This window comes from Microcoleus sp. B4-C1 (genome assembly GCF_036705285.1).
Taxonomy (GTDB): Bacteria; Cyanobacteriota; Cyanobacteriia; order Cyanobacteriales; family Microcoleaceae; genus Microcoleus.
In genome coordinates this window covers 1-18,281 of sequence record NZ_JAUBUC010000043.1, presented here as the reverse complement: position 1 = coordinate 18,281, position 18,281 = coordinate 1, and the positions used below count along the sequence as shown (strand labels likewise).

15 protein-coding genes are annotated in these 18,281 nt (G+C 46.1%); 6 read left to right on the top strand and 9 right to left on the bottom strand.

Translation table 11 applies throughout. The features are described 5' to 3' along the window. The first annotated feature begins 16 nt into the window (after positions 1 to 16). Entirely contained in the window at positions 17 to 1,720 is a 1,704-nt protein-coding gene (locus QUB26_RS17905) for an NAD(P)/FAD-dependent oxidoreductase (RefSeq protein WP_333319086.1), read from the top strand. Between the two features lie 58 nt (positions 1,721 to 1,778). Here QUB26_RS17905 and QUB26_RS17900 read toward each other — a convergent pair whose 3' ends face one another. Further along, the gene (locus QUB26_RS17900) at positions 1,779 to 2,534 is read right to left on the bottom strand and encodes a Uma2 family endonuclease (RefSeq protein WP_333319104.1); all 756 of its coding nucleotides are present in this window, start codon (positions 2,532 to 2,534) and stop codon (positions 1,779 to 1,781) included. Positions 2,535 to 2,672: 138 nt separating this feature from the next. Here QUB26_RS17900 and QUB26_RS17895 point away from each other — a divergent pair, with 138 nt between their 5' ends. The 4 genes from QUB26_RS17895 (at position 2,673) to QUB26_RS17880 (ending at position 6,220) form a co-directional block, all read left to right on the top strand. Then, complete coding sequence (locus tag QUB26_RS17895) at positions 2,673 to 3,155, top strand: FxLYD domain-containing protein (RefSeq protein WP_333319083.1); 483 nt, start codon at positions 2,673 to 2,675, stop codon at positions 3,153 to 3,155. A 340-nt stretch (positions 3,156 to 3,495) separates the two neighbouring features. Further along, positions 3,496 to 5,223, top strand: a complete 1,728-nt coding sequence (locus QUB26_RS17890; RefSeq protein ID WP_333236603.1) for an ABC transporter ATP-binding protein — start codon at positions 3,496 to 3,498, stop codon at positions 5,221 to 5,223. Positions 5,224 to 5,483: 260 nt separating this feature from the next. Further along, positions 5,484 to 5,900, top strand: coding sequence for a XisH family protein (locus QUB26_RS17885; RefSeq protein WP_333319081.1), 417 nt, complete (start codon positions 5,484 to 5,486; stop codon positions 5,898 to 5,900). Continuing rightward, positions 5,888 to 6,220: a XisI protein gene (locus tag QUB26_RS17880; RefSeq protein ID WP_333319079.1), complete on the top strand. Its 333-nt coding sequence runs from the start codon at positions 5,888 to 5,890 to the stop codon at positions 6,218 to 6,220. Before QUB26_RS17885 ends, QUB26_RS17880 begins: the two co-directional genes overlap by 13 nt. Positions 6,221 to 6,227: 7 nt before the next feature. Here QUB26_RS17880 and QUB26_RS17875 read toward each other — a convergent pair whose 3' ends face one another. From QUB26_RS17875 to QUB26_RS17865, 3 genes are all read right to left on the bottom strand, one after another. After that, complete coding sequence (locus QUB26_RS17875; protein WP_333319077.1) at positions 6,228 to 6,464, bottom strand: hypothetical protein; 237 nt, start codon at positions 6,462 to 6,464, stop codon at positions 6,228 to 6,230. Between the two features lie 19 nt (positions 6,465 to 6,483). Next, complete coding sequence (locus QUB26_RS17870) at positions 6,484 to 10,941, bottom strand: WD40 domain-containing protein (protein WP_333319075.1); 4,458 nt, start codon at positions 10,939 to 10,941, stop codon at positions 6,484 to 6,486. A gap of 99 nt (positions 10,942 to 11,040) precedes the next feature. After that, the gene (locus QUB26_RS17865; protein WP_333236612.1) at positions 11,041 to 11,292 is read right to left on the bottom strand and encodes a hypothetical protein; all 252 of its coding nucleotides are present in this window, start codon (positions 11,290 to 11,292) and stop codon (positions 11,041 to 11,043) included. Positions 11,293 to 11,793: 501 nt separating this feature from the next. Between QUB26_RS17865 and QUB26_RS17860 the strand changes: the two genes are divergently transcribed. Continuing rightward, positions 11,794 to 12,150 carry a hypothetical protein gene (locus QUB26_RS17860; protein ID WP_006631047.1) on the top strand — a complete coding sequence of 119 codons (357 nt, stop codon included), beginning with the start codon at positions 11,794 to 11,796 and terminating at the stop codon, positions 12,148 to 12,150. A 52-nt stretch (positions 12,151 to 12,202) separates the two neighbouring features. On the opposite strand, the gene QUB26_RS17855 is transcribed toward QUB26_RS17860, so the two are convergent. From QUB26_RS17855 to QUB26_RS17835, 5 genes are all read right to left on the bottom strand, one after another. Then, positions 12,203 to 13,171 carry a YegS/Rv2252/BmrU family lipid kinase gene (locus QUB26_RS17855; RefSeq protein ID WP_333236614.1) on the bottom strand — a complete coding sequence of 323 codons (969 nt, stop codon included), beginning with the start codon at positions 13,169 to 13,171 and terminating at the stop codon, positions 12,203 to 12,205. Between the two features lie 373 nt (positions 13,172 to 13,544). After that, positions 13,545 to 14,273, bottom strand: a complete 729-nt coding sequence (locus QUB26_RS17850) for a DUF3891 family protein (protein WP_333236616.1) — start codon at positions 14,271 to 14,273, stop codon at positions 13,545 to 13,547. A gap of 147 nt (positions 14,274 to 14,420) precedes the next feature. Further along, the gene (locus QUB26_RS17845) at positions 14,421 to 16,022 is read right to left on the bottom strand and encodes a metallophosphoesterase (RefSeq protein ID WP_333319073.1); all 1,602 of its coding nucleotides are present in this window, start codon (positions 16,020 to 16,022) and stop codon (positions 14,421 to 14,423) included. Between the two features lie 166 nt (positions 16,023 to 16,188). Further along, positions 16,189 to 16,380: a hypothetical protein gene (locus tag QUB26_RS17840; RefSeq protein WP_333302358.1), complete on the bottom strand. Its 192-nt coding sequence runs from the start codon at positions 16,378 to 16,380 to the stop codon at positions 16,189 to 16,191. A 407-nt stretch (positions 16,381 to 16,787) separates the two neighbouring features. After that, on the bottom strand, positions 16,788 to 17,843 hold the full coding sequence (locus tag QUB26_RS17835) for an alpha/beta fold hydrolase (RefSeq protein ID WP_333236620.1): 1,056 nt from the start codon (positions 17,841 to 17,843) through the stop codon (positions 16,788 to 16,790). Positions 17,844 to 18,281: the final 438 nt, after the last annotated feature.

Sequence of the window (18,281 nt, the reverse complement as noted above, 5' to 3'; positions counted from 1 at the left end):
TGAGGATGTCTTAATTATGGCTAAATCTGCACTGATGGCAATGCTGCGCCGCGCTGCAAGCATTGCCCAGAAATCAAGGGAAACGGGCATTCCGGCTGATGAACTGCTGGGGATGCTGACAGATCGCATTCCTAATTCTGCCATATCTCGGCGCCGCTTGCTGCACGGGGGTTTAGCTGCTGCGGGGGCTGCCGCTGCTGCGACTTTTACCAGGGAGGGAGAGGGAGCTTTTGCTCAACAGGGTGGACGATCGCCGATTTTGGTTGTGGGTGCGGGAATTGCTGGTTTGACGGCGGCTTATCGCTTGCGCCAAGCGGGTGTGCGTGCCGATATAATCGAGGCAACGAACCGCGTGGGGGGGCGGATACGCACTATTCCCAAGGTGGCTGGAACGCTGATTCCGGCGGATTTGGGGGGAGAATTTATTGACACCGGCCACACTAATTTAATCTCGCTGGCGACGGAATTGGGTTTGCGGGCGATCGACTTAGCCCAAGTGCAGAGTGGATTGGTGAAGGATACTTTTTTCTTTCAAGGACGGCGCTTTTCTCTTGAGCAATTAATCGCGGAATTTGCGCCACTAGCGAGTAAAATTACTGCTGATTTGCAGGCGGTTGGCGATGAAATTAGCTATCTTGATTTTACGGAAGCAGCGGAAAGATTGGACAATCTTTCGATCGCTGAATATGTAGACCAAGCCGAGATTAGCACGATTGTCCGGCAGTTACTCCGCATTGCTTACACGACGGAATACGGTCGAGATCCCGAGGAGCAGTCGGCGTTAAATCTGCTGTTTTTAATCAGTTCTGAAGCGGGCAGTTTTGAATTGTACGGCGACAGCGATGAGCGCTATCAAATTGACGGCGGCAACAGTCAAATTATCAACCGTTTGGCGGGTCAATTGTCTGGTTCGATCGAGGCGGGGACGGTTTTGGAAGCGATTACTCTTTTGCCGGATGGCCGCTATCGGGTAAATTTGCGATCGGGACTAAGCGCGTTCGATCGCACTTACGAGCGAGTTTTGTTAACTTTACCGTTCAGCACTCTGCGAGACGTTAAAATTAACGTACCTTTGCCCCAACCAAAGCGCAGGGCGATCGAGCAGTTGGGTTACGGTACTAATTCTAAGTTAATTACTGGCTACCGCAGCCGAATTTGGCGGGAACTTTATCGATCGACTGCTTCTGTTTATAGCGATTTAGGATTCCAGAATACCTGGGAAGCTACGCCTTTCGCTCCTACTCCTAACGGTTTAGTTACTAATTTTACAGGAGGAAAGCAGGGTTTGTCGATCGGTGCCGGAACTCCAGAAGACCAAGCACAAAGATTTTTGAACCAATTTGAAAGAGTTTTTCCCGGAGTGAGAAATTTGCGATCGGGCAAAGCTGTGCGAGCATATTGGCCGGGAGAACGCTTTTCTAAAGGTTCTTATTCCTGCTATTTAGTCGGACAGTGGACGCAAATGTACGGCGTTGAAGGCGAACGAGTTGGCAATTTATATTTTGCCGGAGAACACACTTCGCTGGAAAATCAAGGTTACATGGAAGGCGGTTGCGAAACTGGACAAAGAGCGGCTGTTGAAATTTTGCAAGACTTGGGTTTGATACCTTCTGCTGATGCTTTGAATGCTCGAACTGCTAGCAGTTTGAACACTCGCCGTCCGAGCCGGAAAATTCCCGGAGCGCGGAATCTTAGGAATAGAAAGCCGAGTATTAGATAATAGGGAGTAATTGCGGACACGGCAATGCCGTGTCCCTACAGATATGGCGTACAACTTATCAAATAATCTCGTCCGGGTTAATTCCCCGATCGCGCAAATATTCAGCCAGTCGATCGGCTCGTTCACGTTCGCGATCGGCCCGCTGGCGTTCTGCTGCTAACTGTTCTACACCCCATAAAAGCAGATTTCCTGCTTCATCCCACCAGCGCAACCAATAGCCTGAACGCTGTTCTTTCTCCCCTCGCCACGTTCCTAAATACAAACCAACATCTGCCATCCAGTGGCGACCTTCCGTGTCGGGAAATTCTAATTCGTAGTTGCCATTTTCCAAGCGATATACTTCCAGCAAGCCAGTTTCTGGGTCAAAAATGATGTAAGTTGGTACTTGCAGAATTTGTTCATAAAAAAACCACTTTCCCGGAGGAAAAGTACGTTTGACAGAATATTCGCCTCCGTCTGTTTCCGACAAGAATTCCATGACAATGGTCGGGATTTCTCCTTCCAAGTTTGGGGTATAACTTTTGCGGTCTCTTCTGGATTCTGCAGGCAGTACCGACGGTACATAAACCCAATCTGGTGCCTTGATAACTAACTCGCCGTTGACAGTAGCGCAAATGCCAAAGTTGCTGGCTATCAGCATTCGTGGCCCGATCGCTCCTCTCAGTTCTAAGATTTCTCGCAGTGCTCCAGCAATTAGCGGTTGACCTGTATTCTCCACTGGTTTTTCTTCTAATTGGAAGTCGTCTGGCAACTTCTCCCAAGTTACGGTCAGTTCTACCGTTTTTTGTTTGGGGTTATCTTGAGTAACGACCATGACTTTATTTTCTAAAGTTTGATATCTTATCATAGCACAATGCAGCTTGAGGGTGGCGCGCCCTACATATAGATATGCTAGCCTAAATTTGAGGTAAACTATATTGTACAATTACTTTCCGAAAATGCCGAGAAAAATATGAAATTTTTACATTTTACAGTAGCTTTATTAAGTTGGCTAATCTCGCCACTATCGTCTCGCCCTTTGCTTACAAACTATACAAATACACTTGCTCAAAATTCACCAGTTGATGAACCGTTTTGCTACATGAAAACCCCCGACGGCAAAACATTAGACTTGGGCCAATTGTGCGATAAACAGCCAGCATCGGGAACTTCCCAAACTTGCATTCCCGGTTCCAATATCGCTGCAAAAGTTTCAATTGCGGCGGCTAATTATGACGGTAACTTTTTCAGCGGTCAAGTGCTTAATCGAGGCTGCAAAACAATCAAGAATGTCAAAGTTAATTATGAAGTTTTGGACGAGTCAGGCAATTTAATTGACAACGGATTTATCTTCGCTCAACCAGTTACTCTTGCACCCGGACAGTCAGCCGCCTTTCGGGGCGAAGTTGTGGCGGGGGCTCAGGTACTAGCGACTCATGCAGACGGGCAAGAATGATTGTTGATAAATGGCGACCCACTTCCAGAAACCCGATCGAGGTTATAGTAAGGTGCGTCGCTTTGAGATTGTCGCTGTTTTTGAAGATTGTAGATGGCGACGCACCCTACAGCAACTATTCCATGAGTTTTGAGAATTAGTATTATTTACCGATCGCTGTTATCATATTCTGGCTCAGATATCTCTATGACTTACGCAGAGATCCCCCTAAATCCCCCTTCAAAAGGGGAACTTGCAATAATAATCTTGTCCCCCCCTTATTAAGGGGGGTTAGGGGGGATCGAAGTTTGAATATTCTTGCAGAGATCCCCAAAAACAGAATTTGCGAGGGCAAAATATCTTGAAAACTCGATCGACATACTGGCAAATCTTACCCTACCTCCGTCCCCAAAAACACACCATCGGTAAAGCATTAGCTTGTACGGTAGTATTTACCATATTTTGGCCAATTATAGCGTGGCTAGTTGGCGAAACTGCCAAATTTATAGGTAAAGGAGATTTACAAGGGTTCGCTCAAATTGCTGCACTCAGCGCCATTATATTTCTAATTCGCGGTACAGCCCAGTACGGTCAAGATACGCTGATGGCAAAAGCCGCTTTGACTATTGCTTTGGAAATCCGCAAAAAAGTTTACTCCCACTTGCAAAAACTTAATATCGGCTACTTTGAAACTGCCAAAACCGGAGACTTATCCTACCGCCTCACAGAAGATATTGACCGCATTGGCGAAGTCGTAAATAAATTTTTTCATCAGTTTATCCCTTGTGTTTTGCAGCTAATTGCTGTCCTGGGATATATGATTTATCTCAACTGGCAATTAACTTTAGGTGCATTAATTATTGCACCGCTGATGGCTATTTTAATTGGTTGGTTTGGCGAGAAACTGCTAAGTTACTCGCGCCAAAGTCAAAATCGCATCTCTGATTTATCCGCTTTGCTGACAGAAGTATTCAGCGGCATTCGTTTAATCAAAGCATTTGTGGCTGAAGACTACGAAATTGCCCGCTTTGCAGAAGAAGCAGAACAAAACCGCCGCGCTAAGTATTTGTCAGAAAGAATAAAAGCACTTCAGTTCGTTGTAGTTGGCTTTCTGGAAGCTATGAGCGTGATTTTGCTCTTTTTCCTGGGAGGTTGGCAAATTTCTCAAGGAAATCTCACAGGTACTGAATTTATCAGTTATATCGCAGGGGTGGCACTTTTAATTGACCCGATCGCCATTACCACTGCTAATTACGGCGATTTCAAGCAGGGAGAGGCTTCTAGCGATCGCATTTTTGAATTATTAGCAATTCAACCAACAGTAGTCGAAAAGCCTGGGGCAACTGAACTTCCCCATGTTACCGGAAAAGTCGAATATCGCAACATTAATTTTGCCTATAACTCAGAGACACCCATCCTGCAAAACATGAGTTTGTTGGTGCTTCCCGGAGAAATGATTGCTCTCGTGGGCGCATCGGGTGCGGGTAAAACTACTTTAGTAAATTTGCTACCGAGATTTTACGATCCGCAAGCGGGACAGATTTTAATTGATGGTATTGATATTCAAGATGTCACCTTAAATACTCTGCGGAGGCAAATCGGAATTGTACCGCAAGAAACGATTTTATTTTCGGGTACAATTGCTCAAAATATCGCTTTCGGTCAATCTTATTATGAACTGAAAGATGTGCAAAAAGCTGCGGAGATTGCTAACGCTCATCAATTCATTAGTGAGTTTCCTGACGGTTATCAAACTTGGGTAGGAGAAAGGGGTGTAAATTTATCTGGGGGCCAAAAACAAAGAATTGCGATCGCCCGTGCAGTGTTGCTTAATCCGAGAATATTGATTTTGGATGAAGCGACATCGGCACTGGATTCGGAATCCGAAGGTTTAGTGCAAGAAGCGCTGGAAAGATTGATGCGCGATCGCACTGTGTTTATTATCGCGCACCGCTTGGCGACTGTGCGGAGAGCCGATCGCATTTTAGTTTTGGAAAAAGGCCGAATTGTGGAATCTGGGACGCACGAGGAGTTGCTGGAAAAGGGCGATCGCTATGCTGGCTACTACGCTCAACAGTTTAGTCAGTAGGCTACATTAGAAACCGGGTTTTTGGTCGTTTGTGTTGGCCTTAACGAAGTATGCTCGAAAAAAACCCGGTTTCTGACCACCCGTGAGTAAGTTCGACAAGAAACCGGGTTTTTGGCCGCATCTGCTCGCCTCAACGAAGTATTATCGAAAAAAACCCGGTTTCTGGGCACCCGTGGGTCAGTGATGTTCTAGATGAATAGGGCATATACTTAAAATACAACAACTACCCAAGATATTAAACACAACGAGTCAGTACAACCATGCCTGCTAAAGATGCCTTTCACGAAGTCGTTAAAATCGCTCTCCAGAAAGATGGATGGGAGATTACTCACGATCCATACACTTTACAGGCAGGAACTCTCGAACTTTACATAGACTTGGGTGCCGAAAAGGTGGTTGCGGCAGAAAAAGACGGACAGAAAATCGCAGTTGAAATCAAAAGCTTTATTGGCCCATCCAAAATATCCCAATTTTACACAGCTTTAGGACAATTCATTAGTTATCGAGCAGCTTTACAACAACAAGAAAATGACCGCATTTTATACCTTGCAGTACCCAGTAATGTCTACGATAGTTTTTTTACAATGGGGTTTATTCAGTCTTTAGTTCAACAAAATCAAATTCATTTGATGATTTACGATATAGAGCAAGAGGCGATCGCACAATGGCAAATGTAGACCTTTATCGGCAGCACATCCAAAATCTGCTCTCGGAACACGCTAGTCTTGTTTGGGATGAGCGCATTCAGGCTCAAACTATCTTTGATGTCGAGCGCGATCATTATCAATTAGTATATGTCGGCTGGCGCAATCAGCGGCGAATTTATGGCCCGGTTTTGCACCTGGATATTATGGACAATAAAATCTGGATTCAGCAAGATGGAACCGAGGTGGGTATTGCTAATGAACTCGTAGAACTGGGAGTTCCTAAACAAGATATTATACTTGGTTTTGACCCTCCTAATATGCGGAAATTAACTGAATTTGCCATAGAATAAATTAGGTTTAACTGCTCCAGTAGTTTCTTTCTTCTTCTAGTTCCCGGTCAATTTCTTCAACAGTTCTGGAAACATGACTGCTGCGGATTTCTGTAAGCAATTCCAACACTTTACGCCGCCCCGGAGGCTTTTCGGGTATAATCACAAACACTTCAACCTCTTCACCCACAGATCCAGGCGGCACTTGAATTTCAAGTTTATTTCCTGCAAGAACTTTGGTTGTAATTCGTATTGCTGACTGCATAATTTCTCCTTTGCGATGATTAATTTTCAACAGCCCCTAAAGCTTTGATCGTCGTTTTCTCACATTTCGTTAAACCTCTAACTCCTGTGATATTCATCTCCTCATAAAGTCCATCTGTGAGAGTCTTAATGCACTCCCCTGTATTGACATCCCAGAGTTTAATCGTGTTGTCACTACTACCACTGGCAAGCCATTCACCGCTGGGACTGAATGCGACTGAAAGAACGGCGTTTTCATGTCCGCTTAAAGTCCGCAAACACTCTCCAGTATTGCTATCCCAAAGCTTGATAGTGTTGTCATAACTGCCACTTGCAAACTGTTGATTTTCGGGACTGAATGCGACTGAATAAACCGAATTATCATGTCCGATAAAAGTCCGCAAACACTCTCCGGTATCGCTATCCCAAAGTTTGATAGTATAGTCATCACTACCACTGGCAATCAATTCACCATCAAAACTAAAAGTGACTGAATTCACCCAATTATTGTGTCCGGTAAAAGTCTGCAAACACTCTCCAGTATGACTGTTCCAAAGCTTGATAGTATTGTCACTACTGCCACTGACTAGCCATTCACCACCGGGACTGAAAGCAACTGAACGCACTCTAGATTCACGATCGGTGAGAGTCAGAAAACACTCTCCGGTATGGTTATCCCAGAGTTTAATAGTAGTGTCATAACTACCACTAACTAGCCATTTACCGTCAGGACTAAAGGCCACTGAATAAATCCAACTTTTATGTTCTGTGAAAGTCTTAATACACTCTCCTGTATGGATATTCCAAAGTTTAACTGTGTTGTCCCAACCGCCACTGACAAGCCATTGACCATCGGGACTGAATGCGACTGAACTCACTCTATTTTTATGTCCTTTGAAAGTCTTTATACACTTTCCGCTATGCCTATCCCAAAGCTTGATAGTATTGTCACTACTACCACTGGCAAACCAGTCACCGTCGGGACTGAAGGCGACTGAAAACACCGCATTTTCATATCCGGTCAAAGTCCGTAAACACTCTCCGGTATGCCTATCCCAAAGCTTGATAGTATTGTCAAAACTGCCACTGAAAAGCCATTCACCGTCGGGGCTAAAGGTAACTGAACTCACCCCATTTTCATGTCCGGTGAAAGTCCGCAAACACTCTCCGGTATGCCTGCCCCACAGCTTGATAGTATTGTCAAAACTGCCACTAGAAAGCCATTCACCGTCGGGGCTAAAGGTAACTGAACTCACCCCATTTTCATGTCCGGTGAGAGTCAGAAAACACTCTCCGGTATGGCTGCCCCACAGCTTGATAGTATTGTCATAACCGCCACTGGTAAGCCATTGACCGTCTGGACTAAAAGCCACTGAAAGAAGCGAATTTTCATGTCCGGTGAAAGTCCGCAAACATTCTCCTGTATGCTTATCCCAAAGCTTGATAGTATTATCAAAACTCCCACTGGCAAGCCATTCACCGTCGGGACTAAAGGTAACTGAGCTGATAGAATTTTTATGTCCGGTGAAAGTGTACAAACACTCTCCTGTATGGCTATTCCAAAGCTTGATAGTCTTGTCATAACTGCCGCTGGCAAGCCATTCACCATCGGGACTAAAAGCAACTGAACGCACGGAATTTTCATGTCCGGTGAAAGTCCGCAAACATTCTCCAGTATGACTATCCCAAAGCTTGATACTATTGTCCACACTGTCACTGGCAAGCCATTCACCATCCGAACTGAAAGCAACTGAATGCACTGAATTTTTGCGTCCCCGACAAGTTAAAAGTTCTTTGGCACTGACTGCATCCCACAAACGAACAACACCATCACTACCACCTGTAGCAAATTGTTTGCCATCTGGACTAAATGAGACCGAATTAACTGTACGAAAGGCTTTAGCAAAAACAGACTCTGCTAAATTCGCATCAGCAAAATTGACACGTCGCAGGCTAGCCTTTGTAAAATCAGCACCTTTAATGATGGTATGAGAAAGGTCTTTTCCTTCCAAAACAGCATTATCCTTTTTGACCAACAGCGTCGCCGCATTCCCTCCCACATAACCCACCTCGCTTTCTGTTTTACCTCGCGTTGCTTCCAGAATTTCTAGAAGAGGCAAAACCCCGGTTTCAGAAACCATCGGCAACAACAAATCCATGACTGCTTTCGTCAGTGGCGCTTGTCCGAAACTCTGAAGAAGTTGATCTAAATCTTCAGCAACAAATCCCTTTAAAGGCGCGATAAGTTCGTTGTTATTTCTCTTCTGAGCCTGAAGCCGACAATAATTAGACCAGGTGTATGATTGAGGCGCTGCATCAGGATTGACGCAAGACTGTTCAGGCGCAACTAATTCCGTAAAATCTGCGGCCAAAACTCCCAATTCCGCTGCAAATTTATAAGCGACAAAAAACTCTAATAACGAACGGTGCGCTGGAGTATAATCGCCATCAGCATTGCGAATCAGCATCGTTTGACCCATCATGTCGTAGTGCCAGTGGTCTAAGTCTTTTTCCTCTTGTACGACAGAACCAAACAAGCTGCGAATGCGATCGGGAAAACCGCGATAATTCAGGCTCATTTGGTCGGTAGACAGCATTTCCCAAGACAGTTCGCACAAAAAGTAAAGCTTATCTGCTACAGAAGTAAAAGTACGTTCTGCTTTGATATCTCTCTCTATCTTCCGCCGCACCGCATACAGATAAATCCGCGACATATCGACTGGTTTTCCAGCTTCAATGTCGGGCAATGCTTCCAAAATTAACTCGGTCATCACCGGGCGACGCGCTAAATCCAATAACTGCGGGTTTCCCATGACTTTTTCGACGGTCGCCGCTTCTGTTTGAAATGACAGCGCTTGCCCAATTTGCTCGTCGTTAAATTTCTCTAATTCTAAGACTTCAAATTGGGGAGTTTCGCCTGTTAAAATGGTTGTTGATGCTTGCAGTTCTGCATTGAACAATGCTCGTCCTTCCTTGCCTTCAGGAAAGTGTTCGGTACGGCAAGTGAGGATGACTTTTGCGCCGGGAACGACGGCTTTTGCTAGTTCCCAGAAGTTGTTGATGGTTTCTTGCCGATCGCACTTAGCGGCCATTTCATCAAAACCATCGAAAATCAGCAGAAACTTGCCCATGCGATTCAGTTGTTCAAAAGCCGAATAACCCGCCAAAGGTATCTCGTGCTTGCGAAAGAAAAACTCGGAAAATAGCGACTCGACACTAACTGCTTTGGCGTAATCTCGCAAAGGAATTACTAACGGCAAACGCGGGCGTTCTAAGCCGCGCTTTTGAGCATCTCGGTAGCGTTGCAGTGCCATCCAAGCATAGTGCATCGCAAACCAAGTTTTCCCCGTCCCAAATTCTCCTAAAACTGAAATATGTTCTTTTACTGGGTCATTCAACCACAGGTCAATATAACCTTCGATCCAGCCATCTCGCCCGTCATAATGACTCACGCCTATCTTGCGGTGAGTATCGGGGTCAATTTCTTCTTTCGTACAGGCTAGCGGCACATATTTAGTATCAATTTCTCTGCTGGTTATTTCTGTTTCTAGCCAATCCAGATAAGCGGTAAAATCGGCATCTTGGTCGAGTAGTTCATCAAACGTATAGCAAGCTAAATTACGATTTTCATCTTTCTCTACCTCATCCCGCGCGGCGCGACTGATGCGGCGGGCCGTAACTAACCAGCCTTCATCGGTGCGCTGTTTTTCTACCGACTCGCGCAAGGCTGAGATGTCTCTGAGTCCCGCTTCTCCGGCTATTCCGCGCACTAAAATGCGATCGTACCGATTGCGTCTGACGGGGACATTGATAATCCATTCAAAATAGTTATCTTCCGAGATTTGATAGGTTTCAAACTTATAACTTAATGTTTCAAACCAACCTCGAACTTGTTGTGATAAAATAAAAGCTTGAGACTTTTGAATATTAGTTGATGCTGCAGCGGGAAGTGCGGGATAATCTTGATCTTCCAGTCGTGCAAATTCGGTGCGAATTCCTTCGATAGTGGGGAGGCGTTCGATGCGATCCATTACCATAGATAGGCGTTTTTGCAAAGAGGCGATCGAATTTCCCATCATCACATCTCCCAGCGTCCGCGTCCGCTTTGCGACTTCCATAAACACGGCGGCAAATGCCATGAATTCCCGTCGGGGGTCAATGCCTAAATCTCGAATTTCTTTGCCTAAAGCACTCTCATTCAGATATTCATCGCCTGCTTGAATTAAAATGGCTGGGCTATCGGACTCGAAGGCTTTGCGAAATGCTGATTCAATCTCTTTTTGGCGAAACAGTTCTAAAATCTGCTTTGGTTTGCCAGCGCCGTATTCTACTAAAGTATAAACATAGACTCCGCTAAAATCTGCGGGCGGAGCATCGGGGTCGAGGTTAAATCTTTTTAATAATTTGATAACTGTTTCGTTGCGCTGAAACTTGTCTTTGATGGTGCCGAAGGGAATTGTCGTCAGGAGGCTGATAACTAAGTCGAGACTAATTAGCATGATTTAGGCTTTCCTGTTTTTCCGTGGAAGTAATGCTCAAATCTAGAATCGGTAGGCTGTGTCCCTGAAATGCGCTGCGGATCGCAAACTGCTCTATTTTTATGTTAACCCATCAGCCAACTGTCGCGCCCTGACAGTCCGAGATTCGCACAATCCGAGATTTGCCATCTTCCGACAGTAATCTAATAGTCCGAGATTTGCGATATTCCGATAGTAATCTAACCATCCGAGATTTGCCATATTCCGATAGTAATGTAACAGTCCGAGATTTGCCATATTCCGACAGTAATCTAACAGTCCGAGATTTGCCATAATCCGACAGTCCGACAGGGGTTGAAACCCCTGTCTCATAGCAAAAGTCCTCTAAAGAGGACTAGGGAATCATATTTTATTTAGTAATTTGATTCGACCCAGGTATTATCTTGATATGCACTAACATTATTTGCGAATTTTTTACCCACAAATTGGATAATTTTCAATAAATTATTCAGTCCTCTTAAGAGGACTTTCGCTATGAGGCGGGGGTTTCAACCCCTGCCGGACTGTCGGATTATGCGAATATTTTAACCCCTGCCGGACTGTGGGATGATGCGAATATTTCAACCCCTGGCACACTGTGGGATGATGCGAATATTTCAACCCCTGGCACACTGTGGGATGATGCGAATATTTCAACCCCTGCCACAGCGTGGAAATCTCGTAAAATATATTACCATATTTCCCTCAAATTGACAACTATAATATCGAGAAAAAACCGACACATATTGTAGTAATAATAGCTCTCAGTTTAGTTGTTATATCGTAATTCTAAAAGTTAAAATATAGATAACTAACAAATAAAAATTGCTATCTATGAAAATACAATCTTCTGTCTTAGTCCACCTGGGATTTGGCAAATATGTACGCTCCGATCGAGTAACAGCAGTAATACCAATTGAAGAAGAACGGGGGCCCGGTCGGCGCACTTTCGTGCACGTAGACGGCGAAGCAGACCCGATCGTTGCTTCGCGCGCGGAAGATACAATTGTTCGCGATTTGGTGCAGGAACCGCGCGAAATAACTCAAGCTCGGCAGCAACAAGAAATCCTGCAAGATTTGCTTGCCGATTTGAGCAATGTTAACGTCACCGTGCGACGCATCAGCCGCGATGAAGGCGGACTCGATCTCGAACGTTTGGAGCGCCGCATTCGCCAAATTTTAGACGCCTAAAAACAAAAGACCGCCCGGGCGGTCTTTCTTTTTGTTTGTTTCGCTAAAATTTTTAAGTTGAGGGCTTCAATGTAACTTCGATGTCCGCTAAACCAGTGAGTTTTTCCACCACTGGTGCTTCTTCAACTCGCGGTACAAAAATAGTTAAACCTCCCGGAACGCACTCAATAGAAACCGGAGTCAGGCCGATAATTTCCCCGTCTAAAACCACTTTTTGAGGCGGATCGGTAGTAATTTTTATTTTTTTTGCCCGCAAATAACCGATGTCATCGCGATCGGTAGGATTGCCGCTCAAAGCGGTTTGCAATAGGTGATAAGAAGCTGCGATCGCCCCAGCTTTATTCTCAGGCGCAACCAGCGTCACGTCCAGCAAGCCGTCATCAAAAACAATCCCCGCCGGGCCTTGAGCTAAAATGGAAGTAGGCGGCGCTGCATTTGCTACTGTTACGGCCACAGCAGTAAGGTGGATAATTTTATCGTCGGTTTCTATTTCCGCTTCAAATCTTTCTAAATTGTTTAACTGTTTAATTCCTGACAGAATGTAAGCCAGCATTCCCCAGCGGTTCTTCATTTCGCGATCGGCTAGTTCGACGGTTTCTGCCTCAAAACCCACTCCAGCTAACAAAACCATCGGCATTTCACCGTTGCAAATCCCGGCATCCACCACCCGCGTCAACCCTCCCAAAATAGTGGCGCAGGCGGTTTCAATTGTATTTGGAATATCTAAAGCATTAGCAAAAGCATTAGCCGTTCCCCGCGAAATAATTCCTAAAGGAATATTTGTGCTCACAATCGCCCCAGCAACTGCTGATAATGTGCCGTCGCCCCCAGAAGCAATAATTTCTTCAACTCCCCTAGCAACTGCTTCGCGGGCGATTTGATCTGCGTCTAATTCTGGGGTTGTCAGACGAATGTCTAAGTCAATAAAAGGCTCTAAAAGTTCCTGAATTTTAGCTAAGTCTTGGTCTGGGTTGCTGTTGCCGGCGACGGGATTGAAAATTAGGCAAGCTGAACGTTTCATAGTTGGTAATAGGTAATAGGTAATACGTAACGTTTATATCGAAGTTTCGCTCCCCCTAAATCCCCCTTAATAAGGGGAGTAGGAGTTGACTTTGAGTGTTCTTGTCCACCCCCTACTCCCCCTTATTAAGGGGGGTTAGGGGGGATAAAGACTCAACTATAATGCTGATTGATATCATGTCGGATCGAGCAATTAACAGGGCGGGTTTTTGAGATTGTCAATTATTGGCAGATATTTTTCGTGAACCCGCCCCTACCGTATTAGGGGTAATCGACCCGACATAATATGAGACATGGTTTTAAGATTAAGTTAACACAAAGGCCATGCCCGCTAAACTTCGACAACAACCCTCACCAATGTTTCAAAGGTTTAATTAAGACTTGACAAAAGTCCACTCTAAGACTTCGCGGGGAGCTTTGTGCAACGCTTCCTTTATTTCTTTGTTGCTGTCGAACTTAACTTTATCCAAAAGGCACGCTTCGACGTTCACCGTAAACTTATCTTCTTCAAAAGGCCAAGGAGTTACAGTCACGAGTTCGTTGCTGTTCTGTACAATATCGTAGCGCTTGCCGTCCGGGCCGACACTAATTTCTAAAGCTCGTTCTCCGGCGGGTAACTCGCGGCTGCAAAGAATTAATGATAGCCGATCGCACCACTGGAAAAAAGCATAAGCTGCCTTAGCATCTTCCTCAGAAATATTCAACTCTTTTTGCCATTTTTTTTGATTTTCCAGTTGTTCGTCCAAAAACTCGTCTAGTTCCTTCGACTCTCCCCGCTTTCCTTCATTGAGATAGCTCATGTGCATAGAAATCAGCATGGCTACCCACCTACCGCGATATAGGGCATTCTGCGTCATGACTTTAATTTTCGGCAGAGAAGTTTCCGTCTGCAAGGTAAAATCAAAGGGCGCGCCCGCTTCAGTTAAAATATTTTCTTCCCACTCTTTCTCCAAATCATCGTGATGCGAAATCGCGGCTATGGTTTCGTACAACCGAAGCGGAGATTTCGAGCGCTTCCACTGTCCGCCAAGTTGGGCGGCGAGTAAAGCATGGGCGCGGTGGTAAATTATTTCCCAGCCGGTGGCGGTTAAGTTAGCAATCATTGAATTTTTCTCCTCAATTAAGTTAATACGAGTATTTTGTGCCAGCATTCGGAGCTCGATCGCCCCCGGCGCCTTAAAAAGGCGGGAACCGGAATCGGTCAAAGTCCACCTTTTTAAGGGCGATGGAGACTTACAGAAAAACGAAAGTTAAATCACAAAAGGTTCGATCGAGATATCCTGCCATTTCCCCTCAAATCGTTCGACAATCAAAGGTCGGATGCGGAACTTCGGGGGACACCCATCGAGAACATCAATCCGCAAACACGAATAAGGACGGCGTTTGTGGGAACCTTGGCCGCTGCGGCCGACAAATAGCAAAGATTCCGCTACCCGTCGGCTGGCTGTTTCGGAACCAGACTCACGCGCCAATCGATAAGCTTCAGGACTCAATGCTTCCTGCAACATCGGCCCTTCCGGGCGCTGGCGGCGGAGACTGTGGCCGCTTCCCCCGCAGATAATCCAATTAATCCCAGAGTCGCCGTGTCCAGTATCCCCAGTCCGCAGGTATTCCAAACAGTGAGCGTGGCCAGTCAGCACCAAATCTACTAGCGGACGCCCCCGCGCTATTTCCCCAACTGCATCGGCTACCCCGTCAAGCACCTCGCGCAATCGCAACCGAACCGCCAAAGTTTGAGCTTGATTCCACTTTGTCGCCTCTGTCACGTAGGGGGGATGGTGCAGGTAAATTACCCGCCCCCGCACCTCGGAATCAGCCCAAGACGCAATCAGCCTTTTTTTCAGCCATTCGAGCTGTTCAACGTCTGTGGCGGCTGTTTTGTGCGACGACAGTTGTTTGTCAATATCCATCAACATTTCGTCAACTTGCTCTAACTTGGCGCCCAAGTCGTCTAGCTGTTCGTCTTCCTCGGGAATTTGGGGGTTGAGCCGATCGCACATTTCGAGCATTGCCAATTTTTCTTGTTCCAACTTCTGCCGATCGAGTTCCAAATCCTGGCGGCGAATGTCGCCCTGTTTGGTTTTCGGGATCGGTAACGGTTCGTTGAAGGTGTTGGAGTCGAGGGCGAAGAAGTCGATGCCGCCGCTGCGGAAGGTGTAGTAGCGGTTGGGTAAGCGGGTAAAGCGTCCGGGTTGGTAGCGGATGCAGCGGCCTGTGCTGGTGCTGGCGGTGTAGTGGGCGTCTAGGTGGCGATCGAGTTCTCCCGGCATTTTGTGAGCTTGCAGGTAGTCGAGAAACGCTTTGGCGTAGGCATTTCCGCGATCGGAACCGTGCCAGCCGACATCGAGATCCAACTTGGAACCCAACAGCCGCCGCAGCGGCAAAGCTGTCGCTGAAAGAATCCCGTAGACTATGGGCAAGTCGTAATAGTCGTGGTTTCCCGGTACGGGCAAAAACGGAAAGTTAAACACCATGCGATCGTAGGCAATCCGAGAGGGATGCTCGCCGCCGACTATAAATTCTCGGTAGGGGCGAATAAAGTTTTGCAAGTAATATTCGCTGGAACCGACGAGATAAACGACATCGCCCGTGTGGAGGACGAAACGGCAAGTTTCGCGCTCGGATACCATCTGTTCGGCAATCTGCCGCTGGGGATTGTAGCCGCGGTGATTTCCCGTGCCGCTGTCGCCTACGACTAAAAACGAAAACTCTGGAGAGTCGGTGGTTGGAGATTCCAAAACCATCCGAGTTTGGTCGATTCCCCGATCGACGATCGACTGTTCTTGCCACCGCACCCGCTCGTTCATTTTGCGGATTTTGACTTTTATTTGCGGGTCGGAAACGAATTTCAATTCACCTCTTCTCCAAAATTGCTGAGTTCCTAGTTAATAGTGTAGCGATCGGGCGAGTTTTTACCTCTCTCTAAAAGCTGAAAATCGAAGCCGGGTGGTCAGAAACCGGGTTTTTGACGAAAATACTTCGTTAAAACCGACAGCCACGCCCAAAAACCCGGTTTCTTTAGTTTCTTTTGTTTGACGCGCAGGCAGTCAGAAACCGGGTTTTTGACGAAAATACTTCGTTAAAACTGACAGCCACGCCCAAAAACCCGGTTTCTTTGGTTTTGATGCGATCGCCCCGTCTCTCAACTAAAATAAGATTTTGTACGAGGCGGTGCTGTTTGTTGTTGCCGAGGACGAGGGCATCAATCAAGGACGTGGGATGATAACACTAACAATGCTAGCCAACTACAGCGAACTCTAAATACCAGAGAGTAATTATCGCAATTTGCGGTTTGATTAGATTGAGAGTTGGAGCTTTAGTTTTACCTAGTTAATAGCTGACACAATTCGCAAAAAAACGAATAAATTAATCGATATTTATTCACCAGTTTTTAACTAAAATTGCTTCTAATCCTTATGCTGTTGTCACATCGAGGTTAAGTCAATTGGCTGTGCAAATTATGCACAATTGTGTCTCAGTAATCCATTCAGCTTGCACCCAGATGTCTGGTGTTTTTGCGAAAGATTTTTAACCTTCGGGACTGGAGGGATTAAACCCCCTAATCCTTTCCTCCCCGCAACTATTGCCGAGGAGTGTTAAGGTTTTATTTGATAATCTTAATCAACACTCAAGGCATCGAACCACTGTAAAATCCGATTCCATGCCCACCACCGATCGCTATCACCAAATTGATGCTGACAACGTTTACTACTGATATGCCCAACATGACCGCCGTAGGCTGTCACCACTAATTCTAAGGCAGAATTGTTCGCGCCAATGGCTTGCAACTCAGGGACAAGCACCGGGTCAAACATCGGATCGTCGGCTGCATAAAGGATGTAAGTGGGTTTTTTGAGGTGAGGCAAAATGTGTAGAGCGCTGCTAGCCTCATAGTATTCTTCCACAGAGGAGAAACCTAACGGGCCAATTACCAGTTCGTGGTCAAAGCCCCAAATGCTGTTGGCGCGTTCAATGGCGGCAGGATCGATCGCCCCTGGATGCGATGCGGCGATGTTTTTTGCTAGTTTTTTTAACTGTCGCGCGATCGCTTTTTCTAAAAATTTCCCCCACTCATCTTTAACTAGATAAGACAGAGAACGGTTCGAGTCCAAGCTGGGGCAAATCACCGCCGCGCCTGCTAGTTCTGACTCTTCGAGCCCTAAGTCCGGCCCCCAATCTGCGATCGTCTGAGCTGATTTTACAGCCCACAAGGCTAATTGTCCGCCCAGAGAATAACCCGTGAACCAAAAAGGGGCGGGACATCCCATTTCTTTAGCAGCCGCAGCAATCCGAACGAAATCTTCGCCTTCGTATAAGCCATCAGAAGTCAGGGTGGGAGAGAGTTGGGCAGTTTTGCCGTGAGCTCGCCAGTCAAATAACACCACTGCACAGCCTTGGGCATAAGCTTTACGGCCTAGTAGCTTGAGATACCATTGATTATCCAGATCGCCAGTAATGCCGTAAGTGCCGACAATGGTATATCGGGGATTTTCGGGGATGGCAACCCAGCCGAAAATCGGGACTCCACAGGCACCAGTAAAGATGTGTTCTCGGTAAGGGGGCTCTGGGTCAGCGATCGTCTTTTCCCAGCGGCGACTAGCCCTTAATGCGGTGTACAACGTCATTAATAGGCCGTTGTTCAGCAGCCAAGGTGGAGTATAGGCAATGGTCATAAGCGGATGTGGGAAATGTCTGTCTTGTTGATGGGATTTTTTTACGTGACAGGTTGGCTATTCTAGCGAATAACCCTGAAAATCGCAATACTTTTTGAGTAAATGCACTCAAGGGCGAAGTCAAGCCAAAATATTAATGGCTATTAATTTGGAACCATTTATTGGCGAATAGAGAACAATGCCAGCTAACAAGGTTTAGCATATTGTAGCGGATCGCCCAAACTACAAAAACCTGGTTGCTTTCAGAAACAGAGTTTCTGAGTCTTGCATCCCCGCGCAGATGTACAATAGGACGATCGCACTCTCCGACTCCAAGCGCGATCGATCCCTACACCTGCCCCAAGTGGGCAACATTAGATAGCAATACTTCGGACAGTTTTTAAGCAGCGAGAGTACCATAGGATAGGACTGACGGAAGGTTAGGGTGATTTAAAATTA

Excerpts from the sequence above, each read along its gene's own strand:
- QUB26_RS17870 (WP_333319075.1), bottom strand. The coding sequence starts at position 10,941 with ATGCTAATTAGTCTCGACTTAGTTATCAGCCTCCTGACGACAATTCCC.
- QUB26_RS17895 (WP_333319083.1), top strand. The coding sequence starts at position 2,673 with ATGAAATTTTTACATTTTACAGTAGCTTTATTAAGTTGGCTAATCTCG.
- QUB26_RS17865 (WP_333236612.1), bottom strand. The coding sequence starts at position 11,292 with ATGAGACAGGGGTTTCAACCCCTGTCGGACTGTCGGATTATGGCAAAT.
- QUB26_RS17835 (WP_333236620.1), bottom strand. The coding sequence starts at position 17,843 with ATGACCATTGCCTATACTCCACCTTGGCTGCTGAACAACGGCCTATTA.
- QUB26_RS17860 (WP_006631047.1), top strand. The coding sequence starts at position 11,794 with ATGAAAATACAATCTTCTGTCTTAGTCCACCTGGGATTTGGCAAATAT.
- QUB26_RS17875 (WP_333319077.1), bottom strand. The coding sequence starts at position 6,464 with ATGCAGTCAGCAATACGAATTACAACCAAAGTTCTTGCAGGAAATAAA.
- QUB26_RS17880 (WP_333319079.1), top strand. The coding sequence starts at position 5,888 with ATGGCAAATGTAGACCTTTATCGGCAGCACATCCAAAATCTGCTCTCG.
- QUB26_RS17850 (WP_333236616.1), bottom strand. The coding sequence starts at position 14,273 with ATGATTGCTAACTTAACCGCCACCGGCTGGGAAATAATTTACCACCGC.
- QUB26_RS17885 (WP_333319081.1), top strand. The coding sequence starts at position 5,484 with ATGCCTGCTAAAGATGCCTTTCACGAAGTCGTTAAAATCGCTCTCCAG.
- QUB26_RS17900 (WP_333319104.1), bottom strand. The coding sequence starts at position 2,534 with ATGGTCGTTACTCAAGATAACCCCAAACAAAAAACGGTAGAACTGACC.
- QUB26_RS17905 (WP_333319086.1), top strand. The coding sequence starts at position 17 with ATGGCTAAATCTGCACTGATGGCAATGCTGCGCCGCGCTGCAAGCATT.
- QUB26_RS17855 (WP_333236614.1), bottom strand. The coding sequence starts at position 13,171 with ATGAAACGTTCAGCTTGCCTAATTTTCAATCCCGTCGCCGGCAACAGC.